21 protein-coding genes are annotated in these 19,308 nt (G+C 75.1%); 9 read left to right on the forward strand and 12 right to left on the reverse strand.

The genetic code is table 11. The features are described 5' to 3' along the window. Window positions 1-35 precede the first annotated feature (35 nt). Complete coding sequence (locus tag ACRYM2_RS02730) at window positions 36-977, reverse strand: SDR family oxidoreductase (protein ID WP_432519683.1); 942 nt, start codon at window positions 975-977, stop codon at window positions 36-38. A gap of 61 nt (window positions 978-1,038) precedes the next feature. Between ACRYM2_RS02730 and ACRYM2_RS02735 the strand changes: the two genes are divergently transcribed. Then, entirely contained in the window at window positions 1,039-1,998 is a 960-nt protein-coding gene (locus tag ACRYM2_RS02735) for a helix-turn-helix transcriptional regulator (RefSeq protein ID WP_432519685.1), read from the forward strand. Window positions 1,999-2,775: 777 nt separating this feature from the next. On the opposite strand, the gene ACRYM2_RS02740 is transcribed toward ACRYM2_RS02735, so the two are convergent. The 5 genes from ACRYM2_RS02740 to ACRYM2_RS02760 all read right to left on the reverse strand — a co-directional run bounded on the left by ACRYM2_RS02740 (window position 2,776) and on the right by ACRYM2_RS02760 (window position 7,115). After that, a complete protein-coding gene (locus ACRYM2_RS02740; RefSeq protein WP_432519687.1) occupies window positions 2,776-3,108 on the reverse strand; it encodes a HepT-like ribonuclease domain-containing protein in 333 nt (110 codons plus the stop codon). Then, window positions 3,105-3,629 carry a helix-turn-helix domain-containing protein gene (locus ACRYM2_RS02745; RefSeq protein WP_432519688.1) on the reverse strand — a complete coding sequence of 175 codons (525 nt, stop codon included), beginning with the start codon at window positions 3,627-3,629 and terminating at the stop codon, window positions 3,105-3,107. Before ACRYM2_RS02745 ends, ACRYM2_RS02740 begins: the two co-directional genes overlap by 4 nt. A 100-nt stretch (window positions 3,630-3,729) precedes the next feature. After that, window positions 3,730-4,077: a hypothetical protein gene (locus tag ACRYM2_RS02750; RefSeq protein WP_432519689.1), complete on the reverse strand. Its 348-nt coding sequence runs from the start codon at window positions 4,075-4,077 to the stop codon at window positions 3,730-3,732. Between the two features lie 105 nt (window positions 4,078-4,182). Then, window positions 4,183-5,121, reverse strand: coding sequence for a LacI family DNA-binding transcriptional regulator (locus ACRYM2_RS02755; RefSeq protein ID WP_432519690.1), 939 nt, complete (start codon window positions 5,119-5,121; stop codon window positions 4,183-4,185). Continuing rightward, window positions 5,118-7,115 carry an aldo/keto reductase gene (locus ACRYM2_RS02760; RefSeq protein ID WP_432519691.1) on the reverse strand — a complete coding sequence of 666 codons (1,998 nt, stop codon included), beginning with the start codon at window positions 7,113-7,115 and terminating at the stop codon, window positions 5,118-5,120. The genes ACRYM2_RS02755 and ACRYM2_RS02760 overlap by 4 nt, the downstream gene beginning before the upstream one ends. 200 nt (window positions 7,116-7,315) lie before the next feature. Here ACRYM2_RS02760 and ilvD point away from each other — a divergent pair, with 200 nt between their 5' ends. From ilvD to ilvC, 4 genes are all read left to right on the forward strand, one after another. Further along, window positions 7,316-8,995, forward strand: coding sequence for a dihydroxy-acid dehydratase (gene ilvD / locus ACRYM2_RS02765; protein WP_432519754.1), 1,680 nt, complete (start codon window positions 7,316-7,318; stop codon window positions 8,993-8,995). A gap of 320 nt (window positions 8,996-9,315) precedes the next feature. Continuing rightward, window positions 9,316-11,166, forward strand: coding sequence for an acetolactate synthase large subunit (locus tag ACRYM2_RS02770; protein ID WP_432519692.1), 1,851 nt, complete (start codon window positions 9,316-9,318; stop codon window positions 11,164-11,166). Continuing rightward, on the forward strand, window positions 11,166-11,678 hold the full coding sequence (gene ilvN, locus ACRYM2_RS02775) for an acetolactate synthase small subunit (protein ID WP_432519694.1): 513 nt from the start codon (window positions 11,166-11,168) through the stop codon (window positions 11,676-11,678). Before ACRYM2_RS02770 ends, ilvN begins: the two co-directional genes overlap by 1 nt. A gap of 33 nt (window positions 11,679-11,711) precedes the next feature. Continuing rightward, a complete protein-coding gene (ilvC, locus tag ACRYM2_RS02780; protein WP_432519695.1) occupies window positions 11,712-12,740 on the forward strand; it encodes a ketol-acid reductoisomerase in 1,029 nt (342 codons plus the stop codon). Window positions 12,741-12,813: 73 nt separating this feature from the next. Here the strand turns inward: ilvC and ACRYM2_RS02785 are convergent, their stop codons facing one another. Both ACRYM2_RS02785 and ACRYM2_RS02790 read right to left on the reverse strand, forming a co-directional pair. Then, window positions 12,814-13,110, reverse strand: coding sequence for a Dabb family protein (locus ACRYM2_RS02785; RefSeq protein ID WP_432519697.1), 297 nt, complete (start codon window positions 13,108-13,110; stop codon window positions 12,814-12,816). A 118-nt stretch (window positions 13,111-13,228) separates the two neighbouring features. Continuing rightward, window positions 13,229-14,191, reverse strand: coding sequence for an asparaginase domain-containing protein (locus ACRYM2_RS02790; protein ID WP_432519699.1), 963 nt, complete (start codon window positions 14,189-14,191; stop codon window positions 13,229-13,231). Window positions 14,192-14,290: 99 nt separating this feature from the next. Here ACRYM2_RS02790 and ACRYM2_RS02795 point away from each other — a divergent pair, with 99 nt between their 5' ends. The 3 genes from ACRYM2_RS02795 (at window position 14,291) to ACRYM2_RS02805 (ending at window position 16,714) form a co-directional block, all read left to right on the forward strand. Beyond that, window positions 14,291-14,527 (forward strand): hypothetical protein, encoded by a 237-nt coding sequence (locus ACRYM2_RS02795; protein WP_432519700.1) that lies wholly within the window; start codon window positions 14,291-14,293, stop codon window positions 14,525-14,527. A gap of 1 nt (window position 14,528) precedes the next feature. Beyond that, window positions 14,529-15,824 (forward strand): cupin domain-containing protein, encoded by a 1,296-nt coding sequence (locus ACRYM2_RS02800; protein WP_432519701.1) that lies wholly within the window; start codon window positions 14,529-14,531, stop codon window positions 15,822-15,824. Between the two features lie 83 nt (window positions 15,825-15,907). Further along, window positions 15,908-16,714 carry a sucrase ferredoxin gene (locus ACRYM2_RS02805; protein WP_432519703.1) on the forward strand — a complete coding sequence of 269 codons (807 nt, stop codon included), beginning with the start codon at window positions 15,908-15,910 and terminating at the stop codon, window positions 16,712-16,714. 3 nt (window positions 16,715-16,717) lie between these two features. Here ACRYM2_RS02805 and ACRYM2_RS02810 read toward each other — a convergent pair whose 3' ends face one another. Further along, entirely contained in the window at window positions 16,718-17,326 is a 609-nt protein-coding gene (locus ACRYM2_RS02810; RefSeq protein ID WP_432519705.1) for a flavodoxin family protein, read from the reverse strand. A 176-nt stretch (window positions 17,327-17,502) separates the two neighbouring features. Between ACRYM2_RS02810 and ACRYM2_RS02815 the strand changes: the two genes are divergently transcribed. Next, a complete protein-coding gene (locus tag ACRYM2_RS02815; RefSeq protein ID WP_432519706.1) occupies window positions 17,503-17,886 on the forward strand; it encodes a DUF3253 domain-containing protein in 384 nt (127 codons plus the stop codon). 45 nt (window positions 17,887-17,931) lie between these two features. Here the strand turns inward: ACRYM2_RS02815 and ACRYM2_RS02820 are convergent, their stop codons facing one another. Genes ACRYM2_RS02820 through ACRYM2_RS02830 form a run of 3 tightly spaced genes read right to left on the reverse strand, consistent with a single transcriptional unit; the run spans window position 17,932 to window position 19,290 of the window. Next, the gene (locus ACRYM2_RS02820) at window positions 17,932-18,219 is read right to left on the reverse strand and encodes a helix-turn-helix domain-containing protein (RefSeq protein WP_432519707.1); all 288 of its coding nucleotides are present in this window, start codon (window positions 18,217-18,219) and stop codon (window positions 17,932-17,934) included. Window positions 18,220-18,273: 54 nt separating this feature from the next. Beyond that, window positions 18,274-18,582, reverse strand: coding sequence for an antibiotic biosynthesis monooxygenase family protein (locus ACRYM2_RS02825; protein WP_432519709.1), 309 nt, complete (start codon window positions 18,580-18,582; stop codon window positions 18,274-18,276). A gap of 57 nt (window positions 18,583-18,639) precedes the next feature. After that, window positions 18,640-19,290: a hypothetical protein gene (locus ACRYM2_RS02830; protein WP_432519711.1), complete on the reverse strand. Its 651-nt coding sequence runs from the start codon at window positions 19,288-19,290 to the stop codon at window positions 18,640-18,642. Window positions 19,291-19,308 lie beyond the last annotated feature (18 nt).

The raw sequence follows: 19,308 nt of genomic DNA on the forward strand, positions 1-19,308 counted from the left end.
GCACGCTCCCGGTGGTCGAGGTGCGGGAGGGCTCGTCAGCGGTACCCGGTGACGTCGGCGGGCAGGCCCCTCTCACGGACCTCCTCCACGTAGCGCCACGCGTCCGGCCGCGAACCGTCGGCGTCGGTGGTGCCGTAGTGCTCGGCCAACGCGTGCGATGTGACCGATGCCTTGTTCCAGCGCGCCTTGTCGGGGTCGGCGGCCAGCGCAGCCACCGCACGCCCGATCATCGCCGGCGACTCGGAGATGGCGAAGTCCGCCGGATCGGGGCCGTCGGTCTTCGGCTGCTTCGTCGCCTCGAGCCAGGAGTCCTCGCGGACGCCGAAGACGTCGAGCATCATCTCCGAGCGCAGCCAGCCGGGAGTGACTGCGACAGCCGTACCGCCGACGCGCTCCAGTTCGTGCCCCTGCCCCCAGGCGAGGCGGTTCACCGCGTGCTTGGTGACGTCCATGAAGACCGTCTCGCGGAAGCGCGGGGTGTTGAACGTCGTCGTGCCGTCGGTGACCTCGACGACGAGCCCACCCGGCCGGCGGGTGAGCAGGCCCAGCGCGACGGCGCTGGTGATCAGGTGCGTCTCGAGGCCGGCGCGCAGCAGGGCCAGGCCGCGGTCGAGGTCGTACTCCCACACCGTCTTGCCGAAGTCGACGTAGTGCTCACCGCCGATGTCGTTGACCAGGACATCCAGCCGTCCCTGCTCGTGGTCGATGCGGCTCACGAGCGTCCTGACCTGGGCCGGGTCGAGGTGGTCGGTGATGCAGGCGATGCCCGTGCCGCCGGCGGCCTCGACCAGGTCGGCGGTCTGCTCGACGGTCTCGGGACGGTCGTAGTCGGACCGCCTCCCGCGGTTGCTGCGGCCGCTGCAGTAGACGGTGGCGCCGGCGGCGCCCAGGGCGACGGCGATCCCGCGTCCGGCGCCGCGGGTGGCCCCGGCGACGAGCGCGACCACACCGGACAAGGGTCGTTCAGCGGAAGTCATGGGACCCACTCTGCGGCGCGGACCTGACACCTGCTGTCAGGTCTGCCACTACGGTCAGCAGGTGCGTTCCTCCCGCCTCGTCGCCCTGCTGCTGTGCGTGCAGCGCGACCGCCGGACCACGGCGTCCGCGCTGGCGGCGGAACTCGGCGTCTCGGTCCGCACGATCTACCGCGACGTCGAGGCGCTGCAGCTGGCCGGGGCGCCGCTGTACGCGCTGCAGGGCGCCGGCGGGGGGATCGGCATCGTCGAGCGGTGGCGTTCTCCTGTCGAAGGCCTCTCGCCCGACGAGGTGACCGCGCTCGGGCTCGGCGGCGCAGCGGCCACCGACCTGGGCCTGGGCGCCGTGCTCGCCGTCGCCCGCTCCAAGCTGCGCTCGGGTCTGCCCGCCCGGGTGCAGGCGCAGCTGGACGTGGTCAACCGGTGCGTGCTGCTCGACACGACCGGTTGGTTCAGCCCGGCGGCGCCGGAGGCGGCGCTGGGTGATCTCGCTCGGGCCGTGTGGACCGGCCGCCGCGTCGACGTCCGCTACCGGCGCGCTGAGGGCAGCGTGGCTCGTCGGCTCGATCCGCTGGGCCTGGTGCTCAAGGCGGGGCGGTGGTACCTGGTCGCGGCGCACCGCGGGAGGCTGCGCACGTACCGCACCTCGCGGGTGGAATCCGTCACCGTGCGCGCCGAGGCCGCGGTGCGCCCGGACGACTTCGACCTGCACCGCTACTGGCAAGCCGCCGCCGACGCCTTCGATGCCGACCTGCGCCGCGTCCGGGTCCGTCTCGTGCTGCCCGCCGAGAGCTTGCCGGACTTGATCCGGCACGTCCCGGGGCGGCTCACCGCCTCGGCCACCCACGACGCCGTCGCGTTGCCTGGTGGGCACGTGGAGGTCCAGCTGGGGGTGGAGGGAGTCGATGTCGCCACCGACCAGCTGTGCGCGGTGCCCGGGGTGCAGGTTCTCGAGCCGCCCGAGCTGCGCGAGCGCCTGCGAGAGCGCGGAGAGCAGCTGGCGCGGGCGCACCGCGATGCGTAGGACCTCGCGGGATCCGACGGCGTCACCTGTTTCCAGCGTCAGAGCCCGGCCCTGACGCCCGAGGAGAGCAGCCTCCCCGCCCGCCGATGGTGGTGCGCTGCTCGCCGTGGCTGCGGTCAGTGGCCCAGCGCCGGTACCCCCTCAACGCCGACGGTTCCCCGCGGGCATCGGCCACCGAGCACTTCACGGTCGTGGAGGTGGACGGGCCAGCGTCGGCGCCCAGGTCGACCGCAGCGGAGCGGTCTACGTGGGCTGGTCGATCCGCAGGTCCTCGCGCGGCACGAGCCAGGTGCGGAACCCGCGGATGATCGCGGTGCTCAACGCTCACCTGGTCATCCGCAAGAGCGCGAAGTCAGCGCCACGACCGGACGCGCCCGCGAGGCGACATGACCGTGAAGTCGGAGCTGTCGGAGCAGCAGCTCGTGGTGGCAGTCCTGCTTCGTGGCGCGCCGCAGGCATCAGTCCGCTCCCGAGGGTCATCGGTTGGCTCGCCGCGGTCGGCTGACGGTCCTCCCGGAGGCCGTTGAGCAGGAGGCCGATAAGCGGTGGGTGGCTGAGCTAGCCGATGAGGGCCAGCTCAGGACGTTCACGGGATCGCGCGAACACGTCCTGGGGGCGAGGACGTGCCTGGTGCGGTGGTCGCCCGGACGTACACGGGTGGGGAGCCGGTCGACGGCTCCTGGGAAGGGCGTCAGGACGACCGTGCGGCGGCTGGTGGGCGCAGTGCAGCACCGTTGTGCACGCGCCGCAGCGCGCCATGACCGCGACGTCCCGGCGTCAGGCGCCGGTGTTCGCCAGCAGGCGTTCGACGGCGCGCCGCAGCTCGGGCAGGTCCTGGGTGACGGTGGCGGTGACGATGGAGCGGGTGGTGTCGAAGTAGCGGTGGGCGAGGTGGTCGCGCATGCGGGCGATCTCCGACCACGGCAGGTCCGGCTCGCCGGCCAGCACCTCCTCCGGCACGGCCTTGACGGCCTCGCCGATCTCGATCAGCCGTACGCGGACCGCGTCGAAGACGAGGCCGTCGGACAGGTCTCCGCGACGGGTGTGGGCCTCGATGGCGTCCAGGGCCGCGAGCACGTCCAGCAGGCGCTGGTGGGCGTGCCGGCTCACAGGGGCACCAGGTCCGCTTCGACGTTCGCGCGCACCTCGGGCTTGAGCCCGTCCTCGGGCACCAGGTCGACGGGCGCGTGGAGGAGGTCCTCCAGTTCGCGGCGCAGGCGTCCCAGCGCGAACAAGCCTGTTCCCGGCGGGAGGTCCACGAGCAGGTCGACATCGGAGTCGGGGCGCTCGCTGCCGCGGGCGGTGCTGCCGAAGACGCGCACGTGGTGCACGCCGTGGGCGGCGGCGATCGTCCTGATCCTGCGGCGGTGCCGGCGCAAGCGCTGTCCCAGGGGGCCGGACAGCGGGGCGGTGGGCGGTGCGTCGACGGCGACGAGCGAGGCGTCGAGCAGGTGGCCGCTGGCGCGCAGCAGGTGCAGCAGCGTGGGCAGGGAGGGCTGTCGCTGACCGGACTCGTAGGCGCTGATGACGCTCTGGGTCACGCCGGCGCGTCGACCCAGCTGAGCCTGGGTGAGTCCGGCGCGTCGACGGGCCTCCCGCAGCAGCGCGTCGGCGGAGTCGATGACGGGCACGCCGTCAACATAGCGGATCGTCGATGTTCGTGAGGGGTCCCGAACGTCCTGGGATCGACATGACCGTGACGTCGTCGCTCCACGGTCCGCGGGGCAGCTCCTAGCCGTCCTCACCCGAGGCGGTGCGCAGGTCGTAGGCGGCCTGGTCCACCAGCTGCTCCGCCGCGCGCGCCCGGGCGGCGGCCTCGTCGAAGGCGTCGGAGGGAACGCTGGTACGGGCCAGGGCGGAGACGGCCCCGGCGAGCCCGGAACCGTCGACCGCGGGCGGGCGCTTGGCCCGCGAGGCCAGCGCGCGCGCCAGGGCGGACGCCTCGTCGGCGACCTCGGCGGCGCCCTCGCGGGAGGCGGTGCGCGCGAGGTCCACCAGGGCCTCGCGCCAGCGGGTGCGCGCGGCGGTGAGGGCCTCGCGCTGGGCGGTCAGGTCGTCGCGGTCCGATCGCGTGTTCACGGGCGTGCCGCCTTCCGGTCGGGTGGGAGCGGGGTCCCCGGCGGGGACGCGGACCATCCTGCCCGTGCGCTCCGGCACCCCGCGGCGCGCGGGCGGCCGCCGGCCTCAGGTGGACTCGCGCGCCCGGAAGACGTGCGCGAGCACCCGCACGGGCGGCGGTGCGCCGGGGGCCGCGTCGGTGAGCTCGACCACGAGGTCGAGCGCCGCGCGGGCCACCTCGGCCAGGTCGATGGCCAGCGTCGACAGCCGCGGGGTGGTGAACTCCCCGACGGCCAGGCCGTCGACGCCCACGACGCGGACCTCGCGCGGCACCGCGCGGTGCGCCTCGTGCAGTTCGCGCAGCAGGCGCAGGCCGTCGAGGTCGTTGAAGGCCACGACGGCGTCGGTTCCCGGGGGCAGCTGCGAGAAGCTGCTCGTGCGGTGCGCGAGGTGGGGTTCGACGCCGCGGGCGCGGAAGGCCTCCACGAACGCGGCCGCCCGCGAGGACCCCCCGGGCGGGGTGGTGGAGTCGAGCACGACGGGCCGCAGGCTGCCGCGCGCCAGGAGGTGGTCCACCGCCTGCGCGCTCGCGGTGGCGCGCTCGAAGGCGACCCTGGCGCGCCGCGGGTGCGGGTGCGGCGGGTCGATCTCCACGACCGGCAGGTTCGGGGCGCCGACGGCGGGGTCGGGGAACGCGGTGCCGGTGAAGGCGACGACGGCGTCCGCTCCGGCGGCGAGGTCCGCGGCGCTCGCGGGTTCGGCCATGACCACGTGCCAGCCGCGGGCGGCCGCCAGCGCCAGGACCGCCGAGGCGAGCTCGCCGTAGTAGGGGTTGGCCAGGTCGCCGACCACGAGCCCCAGGGTGCGGGCGGCGGGTTTCACCAGCCCGCGCCCGAAGCGCGAGGGGTGGTAGCGCAGCTCCCGCGCGGCGGCCAGCACGCGCTCGCGGGTGGCGGGGTTGATGCCGGGCATGTCGTGCAGCGCGCGGGTGACGGTCTGCCGGGACACCCCGGCGGCGCGCGCCACGTCGACGATCGTCGCGGCGCGCGCCGGGGGAGCGCTCACCCCTCGCGCAGGTCCAGCCAGGCGACCTGCTGCTCGTCGAGCTCGACGCCCAGGCCGGCCATCGACGAGCGGGACTCGGCGATGGTGCGCGGGCCGAAGAGCGCGAACGTCGGGAACGGCTGGGCGAGGACGTAGGCCAGCGCGACCGCGGTGGCCGGCACGCCCAGCTCGCGGCCGAGCTTCTCCGCGCGCGCCTTGCGCTCGAAGTTCTCCTCGCTGTAGTAGCAGCGCACCAGTTCGGCGTCGCTGCGGTCGGCGGCGTCGGCGCGGGCGAAGAACCCGCGCGCCTGCGAGGACCACGGCAGCAGCGCGATCCCGCGCTCGGTCAGCCACTGCTTGGAGGCGGCGTCGGTGACGTGGCGGCAGCCGGCCCAGGGGACGTCCAGGGCCTCGGCGAGGCCGAAGTGGTTGCTGAGCACCCGGAAGGGCCGCTTGCCGTTGGCCGCGGCGTAGGCGTTGGCCGCGTCGACGCGCTCGGGGGACCAGTTCGAGCCGCCGTAGACGGTGATGCGCCCGGCGGAGGCGTGCTCGTCGAGGACGTCGACGAACTCGCCGACCGGGATGGACTCGTCGTCGCGGTGCATCATGTAGATGTCGGCGTGCTCGACGCCCTGCCGCTCCAGCGACTCGTGCAGCTGCCGGGTCAGCGACTCGGGGTCGCAGTGCGGGGTGTGGCAGCCCTTGACGACGACGTTGACCTCGTCGCGGATCCCGCGGTTGGCCAGCCAGCGGCCGAACAGCTTCTCGTACTTGCCCATCCCGTACAGCCAGGCGGTGTCGAAGGTGTTCCCGCCGGCCTCGACGAAGTTGTCGAACACCGCCGAGGCGTGCGCGAGGTCGGGCTGGTTGTCGCAGCCCATGACCAGCCGGGACACCTGCTTGTCCAAGCCCTCGATGCGCCCGTAGCGCATGGTGGTGGGCTCGGTGCGCCGCAGCGGCAGGCCGGAGACCGTCGGGATGTCGGCGGTGTCGGCCTCGAAGGGGTAGCGCAGGCCGATCGCGTCGCGCCAACGGTTGAGGACCGCGTTGACGGCGAGGCTGTCGTCGAGGGTGAACACCGGGGTCTCGTCGGAGACCAGCGCCCGGGCCTCGCGGGCGTAGGCCTTGTTCTCCGGCAGCTCGGGGTCGAACGCGAACGTCTCGGGCTGCGCGCCGGGCCGGGTGAGGACGACGCGGGTGTCGCCGAGGACCGTCCACGGGTCGGGCAGGTGGATCGTGCCGCCGGAGCCGTGCACGGTGAGCGTCTGGGGCTCCGACAGCGCGACCCCGGTGCGGACGGAGGCCGTCACGCCACCGGTGAAGGTGATCGAGGCCACGGCCCACTCGTCGACGCCGGTCTCCCCGACGGTGCCCTGCGCGGAGAACGCGGTCACCGCGGCCGGGCGGCCCAGGGCGGCGCCGGCGACGAGGTGGGCGGCGGAGACGGGGTAGCCCCCGACGTCGAGGATCCCGCCGCCGGCGAGGTCGGCGTCGTAGAGGCGCCCCTCCTTCGCGCCGGTGGCGAACGCGAAGCTGGCGTCGACGTGCTGGACGGTGCCGATCGCGCCGGTGCGCACGAGGTCCAGCAGCTTCGCCGTCTGCGGGTGGTGGGCGTACATGTACGCCTCGAGGAAGCGCACCCCGGCGGCGCGGGCGGCGTCGACGACGGCCATCACGGTGCCGTGGTTGGGGGCCAGGGGCTTCTCGCACAGCACGTGCTTGCCGGCGCGGACCGCGGCCAGGGCGAGCTTCGCGTGGGTGACGTGCACGGTGGAGACGTAGACCGCGTCGACGTCGTCGCGGGCGAGGACGTCGTCGTAGTCGCCGACGGCGGCCGGGGCCGCGAAGAGGGGGGCGAACTCCGCCGCGAAGGCGCGGGCGCGCTCGGCGCCGGCCGCGGTGGGGGAGGCGCCGACGGCCACGAGCTCGTGGCCCGCGGCGGGCAGCTGGCTCACGAAGCGGCGGGCGATGCCACCGGGGCCGATGACGGCCCAGCGGGTGGGGGAGGTGGGCACGGTGGCGCTCCTTCGCGTCCTGGGGAGTGGCCGTGAACGTTCACGGCGGGAGCGAGCCTAGGCACCGGGGCGCCCGCGGGTCAACGGCGCGGGACCGGCCGGTCCGCGGTCGCGGCCTAGACTGGGCGGTCGTGAGCACCGAGACCCCTCCAGCGCAGCAGACGAACGGTCGCGGCCCCCGGGTCGCCCCCGGTGTCGACATCAAGCCCCGCAGCCGCACGGTCACCGACGGCCTCGAGGCGACGGCCTCGCGCGGCATGCTCCGCGCCGTGGGCATGGGCGACGACGACTGGGTCAAGCCCCAGATCGGCGTCGCCTCCAGCTGGAACGAGATCACCCCCTGCAACCTGCCGCTGGACCGCCTGGCCAAGGCCGTCAAGGACGGCGTGCACGCCGCGCAGGGCTACCCCCTGGAGTTCGGCACCATCTCCGTCTCCGACGGCATCTCGATGGGCCACCAGGGCATGCACTACTCGCTGGTCTCGCGCGAGGTCATCGCCGACTCCGTGGAGACCGTCATGAGCGCCGAGCGCCTGGACGGCTCGGTGCTGCTGGCCGGCTGCGACAAGTCGCTGCCGGGGATGCTCATGGCCGCCGCCCGCCTGGACCTGGCCAGCGTCTTCCTCTACGCGGGCACGATCCTGCCGGGGCGGGCCAAGCTGTCCGACGGCAGCGAGCACGAGGTCACCCTCATCGACGCCTTCGAGGCCGTCGGCGCGTGCGCGCGGGGGCTGATGTCGCGCGAGGACGTCGACACCATCGAACGCGCCATCTGCCCGGGCGAGGGCGCCTGCGGCGGCATGTACACCGCCAACACGATGGCCGCCGCGGCCGAGGCGCTCGGCATGTCGCTGCCGGGCAGCGCCGCGCCGCCGGCCACCGACCGCCGCCGCGACGGCTTCGCCCGCCGCTCCGGCGAGGCCGTGGTGAACCTGCTGGCCAACGGGATCACGGCGCGGCAGATCCTCACCAAGGAGGCGTTCGAGAACGCCATCGCCGTCGTCATGGCGCTGGGCGGCTCCACCAACGCCGTGCTGCACCTGCTGGCCATCGCCTACGAGGCGGAGGTGGACCTCACGCTGGCCGACTTCGACCGCATCGCCGGCAAGGTCCCGCACCTGGGCGACCTCAAGCCCTTCGGCCGCCACGTCATGGTCGACGTCGACCGCATCGGCGGCATCCCCGTCGTCATGCGCGCCCTGCTGGACGCCGGGCTGCTGCACGGGGACGTGCTGACCGTGACGGGCAGGACGATGGCGGAGAACCTGGCCGACATCGCGCCGCCGGACGTCGACGGCGTCGTGCTGCGGGCGCTGGACGACCCGATCCACAAGACCGGCGGCATCACGATCCTGTCCGGCAACCTCGCCCCGGGGGGTGCGGTCGTCAAGAGCGCCGGCTTCGACTCGGAGGTCTTCGAGGGCACCGCGCGCGTCTTCGAGCGCGAGCGCGCGGCCCTGGACGCGCTGGAGGACGGCACGATCGGCGCCGGCGACGTCGTCGTCATCCGCTACGAGGGCCCCAAGGGCGGTCCCGGCATGCGCGAGATGCTCGCCATCACCGGGGCGATCAAGGGCGCCGGGCTCGGCAAGGACGTGCTGCTGATGACCGACGGCCGCTTCTCCGGCGGCACGACGGGCCTGTGCGTGGGGCACGTGGCGCCGGAGGCCGTCGACGGCGGCCCCATCGCCTTCGTGCGCGACGGCGACCGCATCCGCCTGGACGTGGCGGGCAAGACGCTGGAGGTCCTCGTGGACGAGGCCGAGCTGGAGGCCCGCAAGGAGGGCTGGCAGCCGCTGCCGCCGGTCTTCACGCGCGGGGTGCTGGCCAAGTACGCCAAGCAGGTCCAGTCGGCCTCCCTCGGGGCCGTCTGCCGCTGACCCGGCCGCAGCCGCCCCCGCCCACCTCCCGCGGTGGGCGGGGGCGGGGGAGCGGCGGGCGTCCACCAGGTGGACGATCTGTCCAGGATGTGAGACGCGACGCGTTCGCGGCTGACAGCGGGGGCCGACCGGGCTACCTTCGTCCGCATGCGGTTCCTCGTAGCCATCGGACAGCGCGCCGGCTGACCACGTTCGGCCGAGCGCGCGACCCCTCACACGCCATCCCGGGCTGAGGGGTCTTTTTGCGTCCGGCTGACCGACCGGCTGGGCGTCCGAGAGCACGACACCGCGAACGGCACCGCCCGAGGAGGACACCAGAGATGCCAGAGCAGCTGCCCCTGGACCCGAAGCTCCCCGTCGCGTCCCTCACCGGCGCGCAGAGCCTCGTCCGCTCCCTGGAGGCGGTAGGGGTCGAGGTCGTCTTCGGCATCCCCGGCGGCGCGATCCTGCCCGCCTACGACCCGCTGATGGACTCCCCGCACGTGCGGCACATCCTCGTGCGCCACGAGCAGGGCGCGGGGCACGCCGCCGAGGGCTACGCCGTGGCCACCGGCAAGGTCGGCGTGTGCATGGCGACCTCCGGGCCCGGGGCGACCAACCTCGTCACCCCGATCGCCGACGCCAACATGGACTCCGTGCCGATGGTGGCCATCACCGGCCAGGTCGGCGCCAAGGCCATCGGCACCGACGCCTTCCAGGAAGCCGACATCGCCGGCATCACCACGCCGATCACCAAGCACAACTACCTGGTGACCGACCCCGCCGACATCCCGCGCACCATCGCCGAGGCCTTCCACCTGGCCGCCACCGGCCGCCCGGGCCCGGTGCTCGTCGACGTCGCCAAGTCCGCGCTGCAGGCGACCACCTCCTTCGAGTGGCCCGCGAGCGTGGACCTGCCCGGCTACCGGCCCGTGACGCGCCCGCACGGCAAGCAGGTCAAGGAGGCCGCGCGCCTGATCGCCGCCGCGCACCGCCCCGTGCTCTACGTCGGCGGCGGCGTCATCAAGGCCGACGCCTCCCCGGAGCTGATCGCGCTGGCCGACCTGACGGGCATCCCCGCGGTGACCACGCTCATGGCCCGCGGCGCGATCCCCGACTCGCACCCCTGCAACCTCGGCATGCCCGGCATGCACGGCACCGTGGCGGCGGTCGCGGCGCTGCAGAAGTCCGACCTGCTCATCACCCTCGGCGCCCGCTTCGACGACCGCGTCACCGGGGACCTGCCGAGCTTCGCCCCGCACGCGAAGGTCATCCACGCCGACATCGACCCCGCCGAGATCGGCAAGAACCGCGCCGTCGACGTGCCGATCGTCGGCGACGCCAAGCTCGTGCTGGCCGAGCTGACCGCCGCCGTGGCCGCCGAGTTCGAGGCGAACGGGCGCGCGGACCTCACCGCCTGGACGGACCTGACGAGCTCCTGGCGCGAGACCTACCCGCTGGGCTTCACCGAGCCCGACGACGGCACGCTGGCCCCGCAGCACGTCATCGCCCGCATCGGCGCCATCGCCGGCCCGGAGGCGGTCTACGTCTCCGGCGTGGGCCAGCACCAGATGTGGTCGGCGCAGTTCGTCAAGTACGAGAACCCGCGCACCTGGCTCAACTCCGGCGGCCTGGGCACCATGGGCTACTCCGTGCCCGCGGCCATGGGCGCCAAGGTGGGCCGCCCCGACGCGGTCGTGTGGGCGATCGACGGCGACGGCTGCTTCCAGATGACCAACCAGGAGCTGGCCACCTGCACCCTCAACGGCATCCCCGTGAAGGTCGCCATCATCAACAACTCCAGCCTCGGCATGGTGCGCCAGTGGCAGACGCTCTTCTACTCCGAGCGCTACTCCAACACCGACCTGCACTCCGGTGACCACCACACCGCGCACTCCACGCCGATCCCGGACTTCGTCAAGCTCGCCGAGGCCTACGGCTGCGTGGGCCTGCGCTGCGAGCGGCCCGAGGACGTCGACGCCACCATCGAGAAGGCGATGGCGATCAACGACGTGCCGGTCGTCGTGGACTTCCGCGTCCACCGCGACGCCATGGTCTGGCCGATGGTCGAGGCCGGCGTGAGCAACGACGCCATCCAGTACGCCCGCGGGCTGTCCCCGGAGTGGGACCGCGAGGCCGACAGCGACGGCGTGTCCACCGACGACCCCGCGCACGTGCAGGTGATCTCCTGATGAGCCGCCACACCCTCTCCGTCCTGGTCGAGAACCGGCCGGGCGTCCTGATGCGCATCACCTCGCTGTTCGCGCGCAGGAACTTCAACATCCACTCCCTCACGGTCGGGCCGACCGAGCGCAGCGAGATCTCCCGGATGACCATCGTCGTCGACGTGGAGACCCAGCCGCTGGAGCAGGTGACCAAGCAGCTCAACAAGCTGGTCAACGTCCTGAAGATCGTCGAGCTCGAGGACGGCGCCTCCGTCCAGCGCGAGCTGCTGCTCGTCAAGGTGCGCGCCGACGCCGCGGCCCGCGGGGAGGTGCTCGACACCGTGCAGCTCTTCCGCGCGCACGTCGTCGACGTCGCCCCCGACGCGGTGACCGTCGAGGCCACCGGGAGCCCGGACAAGCTGGCCGCGCTGCTGCGCGTGCTGGAGCCGTTCGGCATCCGCGAGCTCGTCCAGTCCGGCTCCGTCGCGCTCGCGCGCGGTGGCCGCGCCATCTCGGACCGCGCGCTGCGGTCCGCCTGAACCCCCGCACGACACGAACGAGGAGAACCCGAAGTGGCCGAGATGTTCTACGACGACGACGCCGACCTGTCCACGATCACCGGCAAGAAGGTGGCGGTCCTGGGCTTCGGCAGCCAGGGCCACGCGCACGCGCTGTCGCTGCGCGACTCCGGCGTCGACGTCGTCGTCGGCCTGAAGGAGGGCTCCAAGAGCCGCGCCAAGGCCGAGGAGCAGGGCCTGCAGGTCCTCACGCCGTTCGAGGCCTCCAAGGCCGCCGACGTCATCATGGTCCTGGTCCCCGACCACCTGCAGCGCGGCCTGTACGCCGAGGCCATCGAGCCCAACCTCACCGCCGGCAAGGCGCTGTTCTTCAGCCACGGCTTCAACATCCGCTTCGGCTACATCAAGCCCCCGGCCGACGTCGACGTCGTCATGGTCGCCCCCAAGGGCCCGGGCCACCTCGTGCGCCGCGAGTACGTCGACGGCCGCGGCGTGCCGGTCATCGTCGCCGTCGAGCAGGACGCGACGGGCAACGCCTGGCCGCTGGCCCTGGCCTACGCCAAGGCGATCGGCGGCCTGCGCGCCGGCGGCATCAAGACCACCTTCACCGAGGAGACCGAGACCGACCTCTTCGGCGAGCAGGCCGTGCTGTGCGGTGGCGCCTCGGCGCTCGTGCAGACCGGCTTCGAGGTCCTCACCGAGGCCGGCTACCAGCCCGAGGTCGCCTACTTCGAGTGCCTGCACGAGCTGAAGCTCATCGTCGACCTCATGTACGAGGGCGGCATCGCCAAGCAGCGCTGGAGCGTCTCCGACACCGCCGAGTGGGGCGACTACGTCTCCGGCCCGCGCGTCATCGACGCCTCGGTCAAGGAGCGCATGAAGGAGGTCCTGGCCGACATCCAGGACGGCACCTTCGCCCAGCGCTTCATCGAGGACCAGGACGCCGGCGCGCCGGAGTTCAAGCGCCTGCGCGCCCAGGCCGAGCAGCACCCGATCGAGGCCACCGGCCGCGAGCTGCGCAAGCTCATGGCGTGGGTGAAGTCCGACGACAGCGACTACGTCGAGGGTTCCGCCGCCCGCTGACGCGAGCCGCCGGACGACCGAGGGCCCCGCACCGGAACCGGTGCGGGGCCCTCGCGCGTCCGGCCCCCGGTCCTCACGGCCAGGGCGTGAAGTCCAGCTCCTGGAACTCGCGCACCTCGGTGGCCCAGCGCTGCGCGACGAAGGCGGTGTGCGCCGGGTGCGCGTCGTAGGCGCGGTAGGCGTCCTCGTCGGCGAAGCGCATGGAGAAGCGGAAGCGGAAGGCGCTCTTCGGGCTGACCTGCCGGCTGACGGTGAAGCCCTGCACGCCGGGCACGGCGGTGAGCACCTCGCGCGCCCCGGTGAGGAAGGCGCGCTCGGCCTCCGAGCCCTCCGGGTGGACCAGGGTGAAGCAGACGGTGTGCTCGATCACGTCGTCCCCGTTCGTGCGGTGCGGTCCGGCGACGCCCGGCGGCGCGCGGCGGTGGGCCCCGGGCGGTGCCCCGGCGCGATCGTGCCAGCCGGGCGCCCGCCCGCGCGCCGGGGGTGCCTCAGCCGCGGGCGGTGAACTCCGCGGCGATCCGCGCGCGGTCGGCGCCGGCGCGCAGCAGCACCGCCAGCAGCACCCGCGCCTGCCCGGCGCGCAGCCGCCCCGCGCTCACCGCGCCCGCGGCGGCCAGGTCGTGCCCGCCGCCCCCGCCGCCGTAGCCGACGGAGGTCGGGCCGTCGGGCACGCGCGTGCTCACGACCACCGCCACCCCGGCGGCGCACGCGCGCCGCACCGCCTCGACGACGGCGGCGGTGGTGTTGCCCGAGCCCAGCGCCTGCAGCACGAGACCGCGGGCGCCCAGCGCCGCGGCCGCGTCCACGAGCGCCCCGTCGGCGCCCGGGTGCACGGCCACCACGTCCACCCGCGGCCACGGCGCACCCGCCGGCCACGGCAGCGCCGGCCCGCGCCCGGGCGGGTCCGGGGCCGCGAAGGCGTCCAGGGCGCTGGTGTGCCGCTTGGTCGTGCCCGCGGCGGGCAGCAGGCGGCCCCCGAAGGCGACGAGCACCCCGCGCCTGCGCGCGGCCGGGTCGGCGGCCGCGCGCACCGCGGCGAGCACGTTCGCGGGGGCGTCGCTGTCCGGGTCGTCGGCGGTGCGCTGCGAGCCGGTGAGCACCACCGGGCGCTCGTCGTCGTGGTGCAGGTCCAGCAGGAACGCCGTCTCCTCCAGGGAGTCGGTGCCGTGCAGGACGACCACCCCCCGCACGTCCCGCCCGGCCAGCGCCGACGCGCACGCCCCGCGCACGAGCGCCGCCTGCTCCAGCGTCAGCGTCGAGGAGTCCGCGTGCAGCGCCTCCACCGTCCGCACGGCCACCCCGGCGCGCGCACCGGCGTCCCCGACGACGTCGGCGCCCGACAGCGAGGGCGCGCTCACGCCGCGCTCGTCGCGGGTGCTGGCGATGGTGCCGCCGGTGGTGACGACGACCACGAGGGGGACGGGCTGCGGGAGCGGGTCGGCCGGGGTCACGACGGGCGAACCTACCGCCGGGCCGCTGCCCGGGTGCGCGGGCGGGCGGGTGCGCGCACGGGGGTGCGCGCGCGGCGGGCAGCTGGCACGCTCGCGACCATGAGCGAACTCAGCGACGACGACATCACCACGACGCCCACCGGCGTGGCCGGCGGCTCCGGCGACGCCGACTCCGGCGACTCCGACGCCACCCAGGTCGACCCCGCCGGATCGGACCCGGCCGGCACCGACCCCGCCGGCGGCGAGGGCGGCGACGCCGACTCCGGCGACTCCGACTCCACCCAGGTGGACCCCGCGGGCTCGGACCCGGCGGGCAGCGACCCCGCGGGCTCCTGACGTGACGCTGGCTCCCTCCCGCCCCGTCGCCGGGGACGCCTCCCCGGCGGCGGGTGCGGGTCCGGCGCTGCGCCGCTGCTTCGGCGCCGCCGCGGACGACATCGCCACCGAGCACTGGAACGGGCGCCCGCTGCTGGTGCGCGCCGCCGACCGCGCCGCCGAGGGCGGGCGCGCCGACGTGCACGACCTGCTCTCGCCGGCAGACGTCGACGAGCTGCTCGGCCCGCGCGCGCTGCGCACCCCGTTCTTCACGATGGTCAAGGACGGCGTCGGGCTGCCGCGCGACTCCTTCACGCGCAAGGCCGTCGCGGGCAACCAGCAGCTGTCCGACCTCGCCGACAGCGAGGGCGTGGCGCGCGGCTACGCGGAGGGCGCGACGATCGTGCTGCAGGCGCTGCACCGCACGTGGCCGCCGCTGGCCCGCTTCTGCGCCGACCTGGCCGCCGACCTCGGCCACCAGTGCCAGGTCAACGTGTACGTCACCCCGCCGGGGGCGCAGGGCTTCAAGCCCCACCACGACACCCACGACGTCGTCGTGCTGCAGGTCGACGGGCGCAAGCACTGGACGATCCACCCGCCGGCGCTCGAGCTGCCGCTGAAGTCGCAGCCCTCCAGGGCGCTGGGACCGGACCCGGTGGGCGGTCGCGCCCCCGTCGTCGACACCGTGCTCGAACCCGGCGACGCGCTGTTCCTGCCGCGCGGCTGGCTGCACTCGGCGCGCACCACCGACGAGCGCTCCATCCACCTGACCATCGGCCTGCTGTCGACGACGTGGGCGGACGTGCTCACCGACGCCGTCGCCTCCGCGGGCCGCGGCGACCTCGCGCTGCGCCGGGCGCTGCCCGTGGGCTCCGCCGACGTCGGCGACGAGGAGGTCGCGCTCTTCCGCGCGGCCGCCCAGCGCTGGCTGGACGAGCTCGACGACGCGGCCGTGCGCCGCCTGGTCGCCCGCCGCCGCGCCCGGGCCGTGCCCGCCGAACCCGTCGCGCCGCTGGCCCAGGACGAGCTCGCGCGCTCGCTGGGCGCCGAGCGGCTGCTGCGCCCGCGCCGCGGGCTCGGCGCGCGGGTCGAGCCCGCGGGGGAGCGCGCCGAGGTGCGCCTGGGGGACCGGACGGTCTCCTTCCCCGGCTGGCTGCTGCCGGTGCTGCAGCAGGTCCTGGCCGTCGGCGGCTCCGCCGCGGCCCTGGTGGACGCCGGCCTCGGCGTCGACGAGGCCGACGCCCTCGTGGTGCTGCGCCGGCTGGTGCGCGAGCACGTGCTCGTGGCCGACGAGCAGGACGGGCAGGGACCGGTCTGAGCGCACCGGCGGCCGGGCGCAGGTTCTCCTGCGCCGCGCAGGCCGAGCAGCGCGGCGACCAGCTGCTCGGCACGGCCACCGGCGTGCGGGGCTACCTGCTCGTGGAGGAACCGGGGCCGTGGGGGCCGGGTGCCGTGCCGGCCACCCGGCTCGGCGGGGAGCTGACCGACCGGCTGCGGCAGGTGGCCGCCGAGCGCGGGGTGCGGCTGCTGCTGGTGCGCCGCCCGTCGGCCGCCGGGCGCGACCCCGACGGGCCCCGGCGCCTCTTCTTCGCCGACGTCCGGCGCGGGCGCTCGGCGGTGCTCACCCGCACCGCGCGGCTGGAGGAGCTGGCCGCGGCCGCCGCCGCCGACACCGGCTGGAGCGTGCACCGGGACCCGCTGCTGCTCGTGTGCACCCACGGGCGCAAGGACTGGTGCTGCGCGCTGCGCGGGCGCCCGGTCGTGGACGCGCTCGCCGCGCTGGTGCCCGAGCAGGTGTGGGAGTGCTCGCACCTGGGCGGCGACCGCTTCGCCGCGACGGTGCTGACGCTGCCGGACGGCGCGGTGCACGGGCGCGTGCAGCCGCAGGACGCCCCGGCGCTGGTGGCGGCGGTCGGCTCCGGCCGGCTGCTGCCCTCGTTGCTGCGCGGGCGCAGCTGCGACGCCATGGTCGTCCAGGCCGCCGAGGGGCACGTGCGCCTGCTCGACGACCTGGACGAGCTGGAGGCGGTCCGCCCGCGGGCCGCGGTGCGCGGGGAGGACGGCCGCTGGGTGGTGGACCTGCAGGTCCGGGGTGCGCCGGTGCGGGTGCACCTGCGCGAGGGCACCGCCCCCGCGCACCAGCTCACCTGCTCGGCCGCCTCCGCGCAGCGGGCCCGGACCTGGGAGCTGGAGCGCGTGGAGCGCTGAGCCTCAGGCCGAGCGCAGCTTGCGCGCCACGCCGACCACGCGGGTGGCCATGTGGTCCAGGGCGTTCAGCTCGGCCTCGCCCAGCGGGATGTCGTTGCCGCCGCCGGTGACGTGGCTGACGCCGTAGGGGTTGCCGTCGACGAACTTCAGCCCGTCGGTGTAGCCGGGCGGGACGATGATGCCGCCGAAGTGGTAGATCGTGTTGTAGAGCGCGATGAGGGTCGTCTCCTGGCCGCCGTGGGCGGTCTGGGAGGTGGTGAAGCCGGCGTAGACCTTGTCGGCCAGCAGGCCCTGGGCCCACTGGGCGCCCAGGGAGTCGATGAAGATCTTCAGCTGGCCGGCGATGTTGCCGTAGCGGGTGGGGGAGCCGAAGAGGACCGCGTCGGCCCACACGATGTCGTCGGCGGTGGCGCCGGGTGCGCCCTTGGCCGCCTCGGCCTCGGCGGCCTGGGCGTCGGTGGCCGCCTTCTCGCCGCCGGTGGCCTGGCGCTCGACCTGGCGCAGCCGGACCTCCGCGCCGGCCTGCTCGCCGGCGGCGGCCAGGCGCTCGGCCATGGCGCGGGTGGTGCCGGTGGCCGAGTAGTAGACGATGGCGAGCTTGACGTCGCTCACGGGAGCTCCTGTCGTTGAAGGTGCAACTTGCCGGACGGGCCCAACGTAGCGCGTGCCGCCGCGGCGGGCCAGGCCGCAGCGGTCCCCCTCCCGCTCGCGCGCGGGCGGCGGCGGGCGCACGATGCCCGCGGGCTCCGCGACCGCGGCAGCCGCTCCCGGGCCGGAGGAGGTGCAGGGTGGCCGGCCGCACCCTGCCGACGAAGGACTGCGCCGTGTGCGGGCGCACCATCACCTGGCGCAGGAAGTGGGAACGCGACTGGGAGCAGGTCCGCCACTGCTCCGACGCCTGCCGGCGCCGGGCCGGGGGAGCCGGGGCCCGGGTGGACGCGCGGCTCGACACCGCCCTGCGCGCGCTGCTCGAGCGCAGCTCCCGGGCCGGGGTGTCACCGGACGAGGCGGCCCGCGCCGTCGGCGGCGACGACTGGCGGGCCCTGGCCGAGCCCGCCCGCGCCGCCGCCCGCCGGCTCGTCGCGGCGGGGGAGGCGGAGATCGTCCAGGCCGGGCGCGTCGTGGACCCGTCGAGGGCGCGCGGACCGGTGCGGGTGCGCCGGCGCTCGTGACCCTCCCCGGGTCACCCCCGGTCGACTCCGGCCGGCCCGGTCCGGTCAGCCGCGCCCGTGCCGCGGCTGGTGGGCCCCGCCGGTGCCGGCACCGGGGCCGTGCTCGCGCAGGGCGAGCACCGAGGTGCGGGTGACGTGCAGGTACCGCAGGTGCTCACCGGCGCACGGCTGCAGGACGCCCTCGCGCATCCACCGGTACACCGTCGACAGGTGCACGCCCAGGACCTCGGCGGCGTCGGACGCGCGGTAGCACGGGGAGCCCTCGAGGGCGTCCTGCACGCTGAACAGCCCCTCGACGGAGGGGTCGCTCGCGCGCGTCCGGTGCAGCGCCATGAATCATGGTGCGACCGGGTGGTTGCGGACCGCAACAGCCGCACCCGGGCCGGGTCAGGGAGCGGGGTCGGCCCCCAGGACGACCTCGAACTCCAGCAGGCTCGCCCCCGTGGCCACGGGCCTGGCGCGCTCACCGGCGTGCGCGGCCTTCGCCCCGCCGTCCGCCCAGCTCCGGAAGGCCTCCTCGGTCTCCCAGCGGGTGTAGACGAAGTAGCGCGTCTCACCGGCCACGGGCCGCAGCAGCTCGAAGCCGAGGAAGCCCGGCGTCCCCTCGACGGCGCCCATGCGGTGGGCGAAGCGGCGCTCCAGCTCCGGCCCGCCGCCCTCGGGGACCTCGATCGCGTTGATCTTCACGACAGCCATGCCGAGCAGGATGGCACGCCGGGGCCGCACCGCCCCGGCGCGGGCGCTGCGCGCCGGTCAGCCCACCGGGAAGCGGTGCACGCCGGGCACGCGGCCCGTGCCGGCGGGGACCGCGCCGGACTCGCTGGCCCAGCCGACGGTGATGCTGCGGGCGGACGCGCCGAGCAGGCGGGTCTGGGCGCCGCCGCACACGCGCAGCTGGGAGGGCGTGGGGAGGTAGAAGGCGATGCTCACGCGCGCGGAGTCGCTGCTGGTGCGGTTGAACGCCGAGACGTCGGTGACGCCCGCGCGGTCGGGCACGGTGTCGACCGGGACGGAGGCGATGCGCGGCAGCCACTTGCCGGCGCAGCGGACGACGAGGTCCACCTTCGTGCCCGCCGTCTGCACCAGGGAGGCGACCGGCAGCTCGCACTCCTGCGAGTACGTCGCGTCCTCCGGGTCGCAGGAGGGGACGCCGCCGAAGGCGTCGAAGCCGGTGAGGTCGGCGGTGACCATCCCGAAGCCGCAGTTGCCCGAGCTCCAGCCGCTGAAGCAGTCGTCGGTCAGCGGGTTCTGCGCGGGCGCCACGAGCTGGACGGTGGCGTTGCGCACGCTCAGCCGCGGGGCGGCCGCGGCGGAGGCCGGGGTCGCGGCGAGCAGCGAGGCGGCCGTGGTGGCGAGCACGGCCAGGACGGACGCGGCGAGCGTGCCGCGGCGGCGGTGAAGCATCTGAGTTCCCCCCTCAGC

Source organism: Kineococcus aridisoli, assembly GCF_050871885.1.
In the GTDB taxonomy this organism is placed as follows: domain Bacteria; phylum Actinomycetota; class Actinomycetes; order Actinomycetales; family Kineococcaceae; genus Kineococcus.

What these genes read in the sequence shown, in the direction of transcription:
- ACRYM2_RS02730 (WP_432519683.1), bottom strand. Translation starts at nt 977, where the DNA reads ATGACTTCCGCTGAACGACCCTTGTCCGGTGTGGTCGCGCTCGTCGCC.
- ACRYM2_RS02770 (WP_432519692.1), top strand. Translation starts at nt 9,316, where the DNA reads ATGCCAGAGCAGCTGCCCCTGGACCCGAAGCTCCCCGTCGCGTCCCTC.
- ilvN (WP_432519694.1), top strand. Translation starts at nt 11,166, where the DNA reads ATGAGCCGCCACACCCTCTCCGTCCTGGTCGAGAACCGGCCGGGCGTC.
- ACRYM2_RS02795 (WP_432519700.1), top strand. Translation starts at nt 14,291, where the DNA reads ATGAGCGAACTCAGCGACGACGACATCACCACGACGCCCACCGGCGTG.
- ACRYM2_RS02820 (WP_432519707.1), bottom strand. Translation starts at nt 18,219, where the DNA reads ATGGCGCTGCACCGGACGCGCGCGAGCGACCCCTCCGTCGAGGGGCTG.
- ACRYM2_RS02825 (WP_432519709.1), bottom strand. Translation starts at nt 18,582, where the DNA reads ATGGCTGTCGTGAAGATCAACGCGATCGAGGTCCCCGAGGGCGGCGGG.
- ACRYM2_RS02830 (WP_432519711.1), bottom strand. Translation starts at nt 19,290, where the DNA reads ATGCTTCACCGCCGCCGCGGCACGCTCGCCGCGTCCGTCCTGGCCGTG.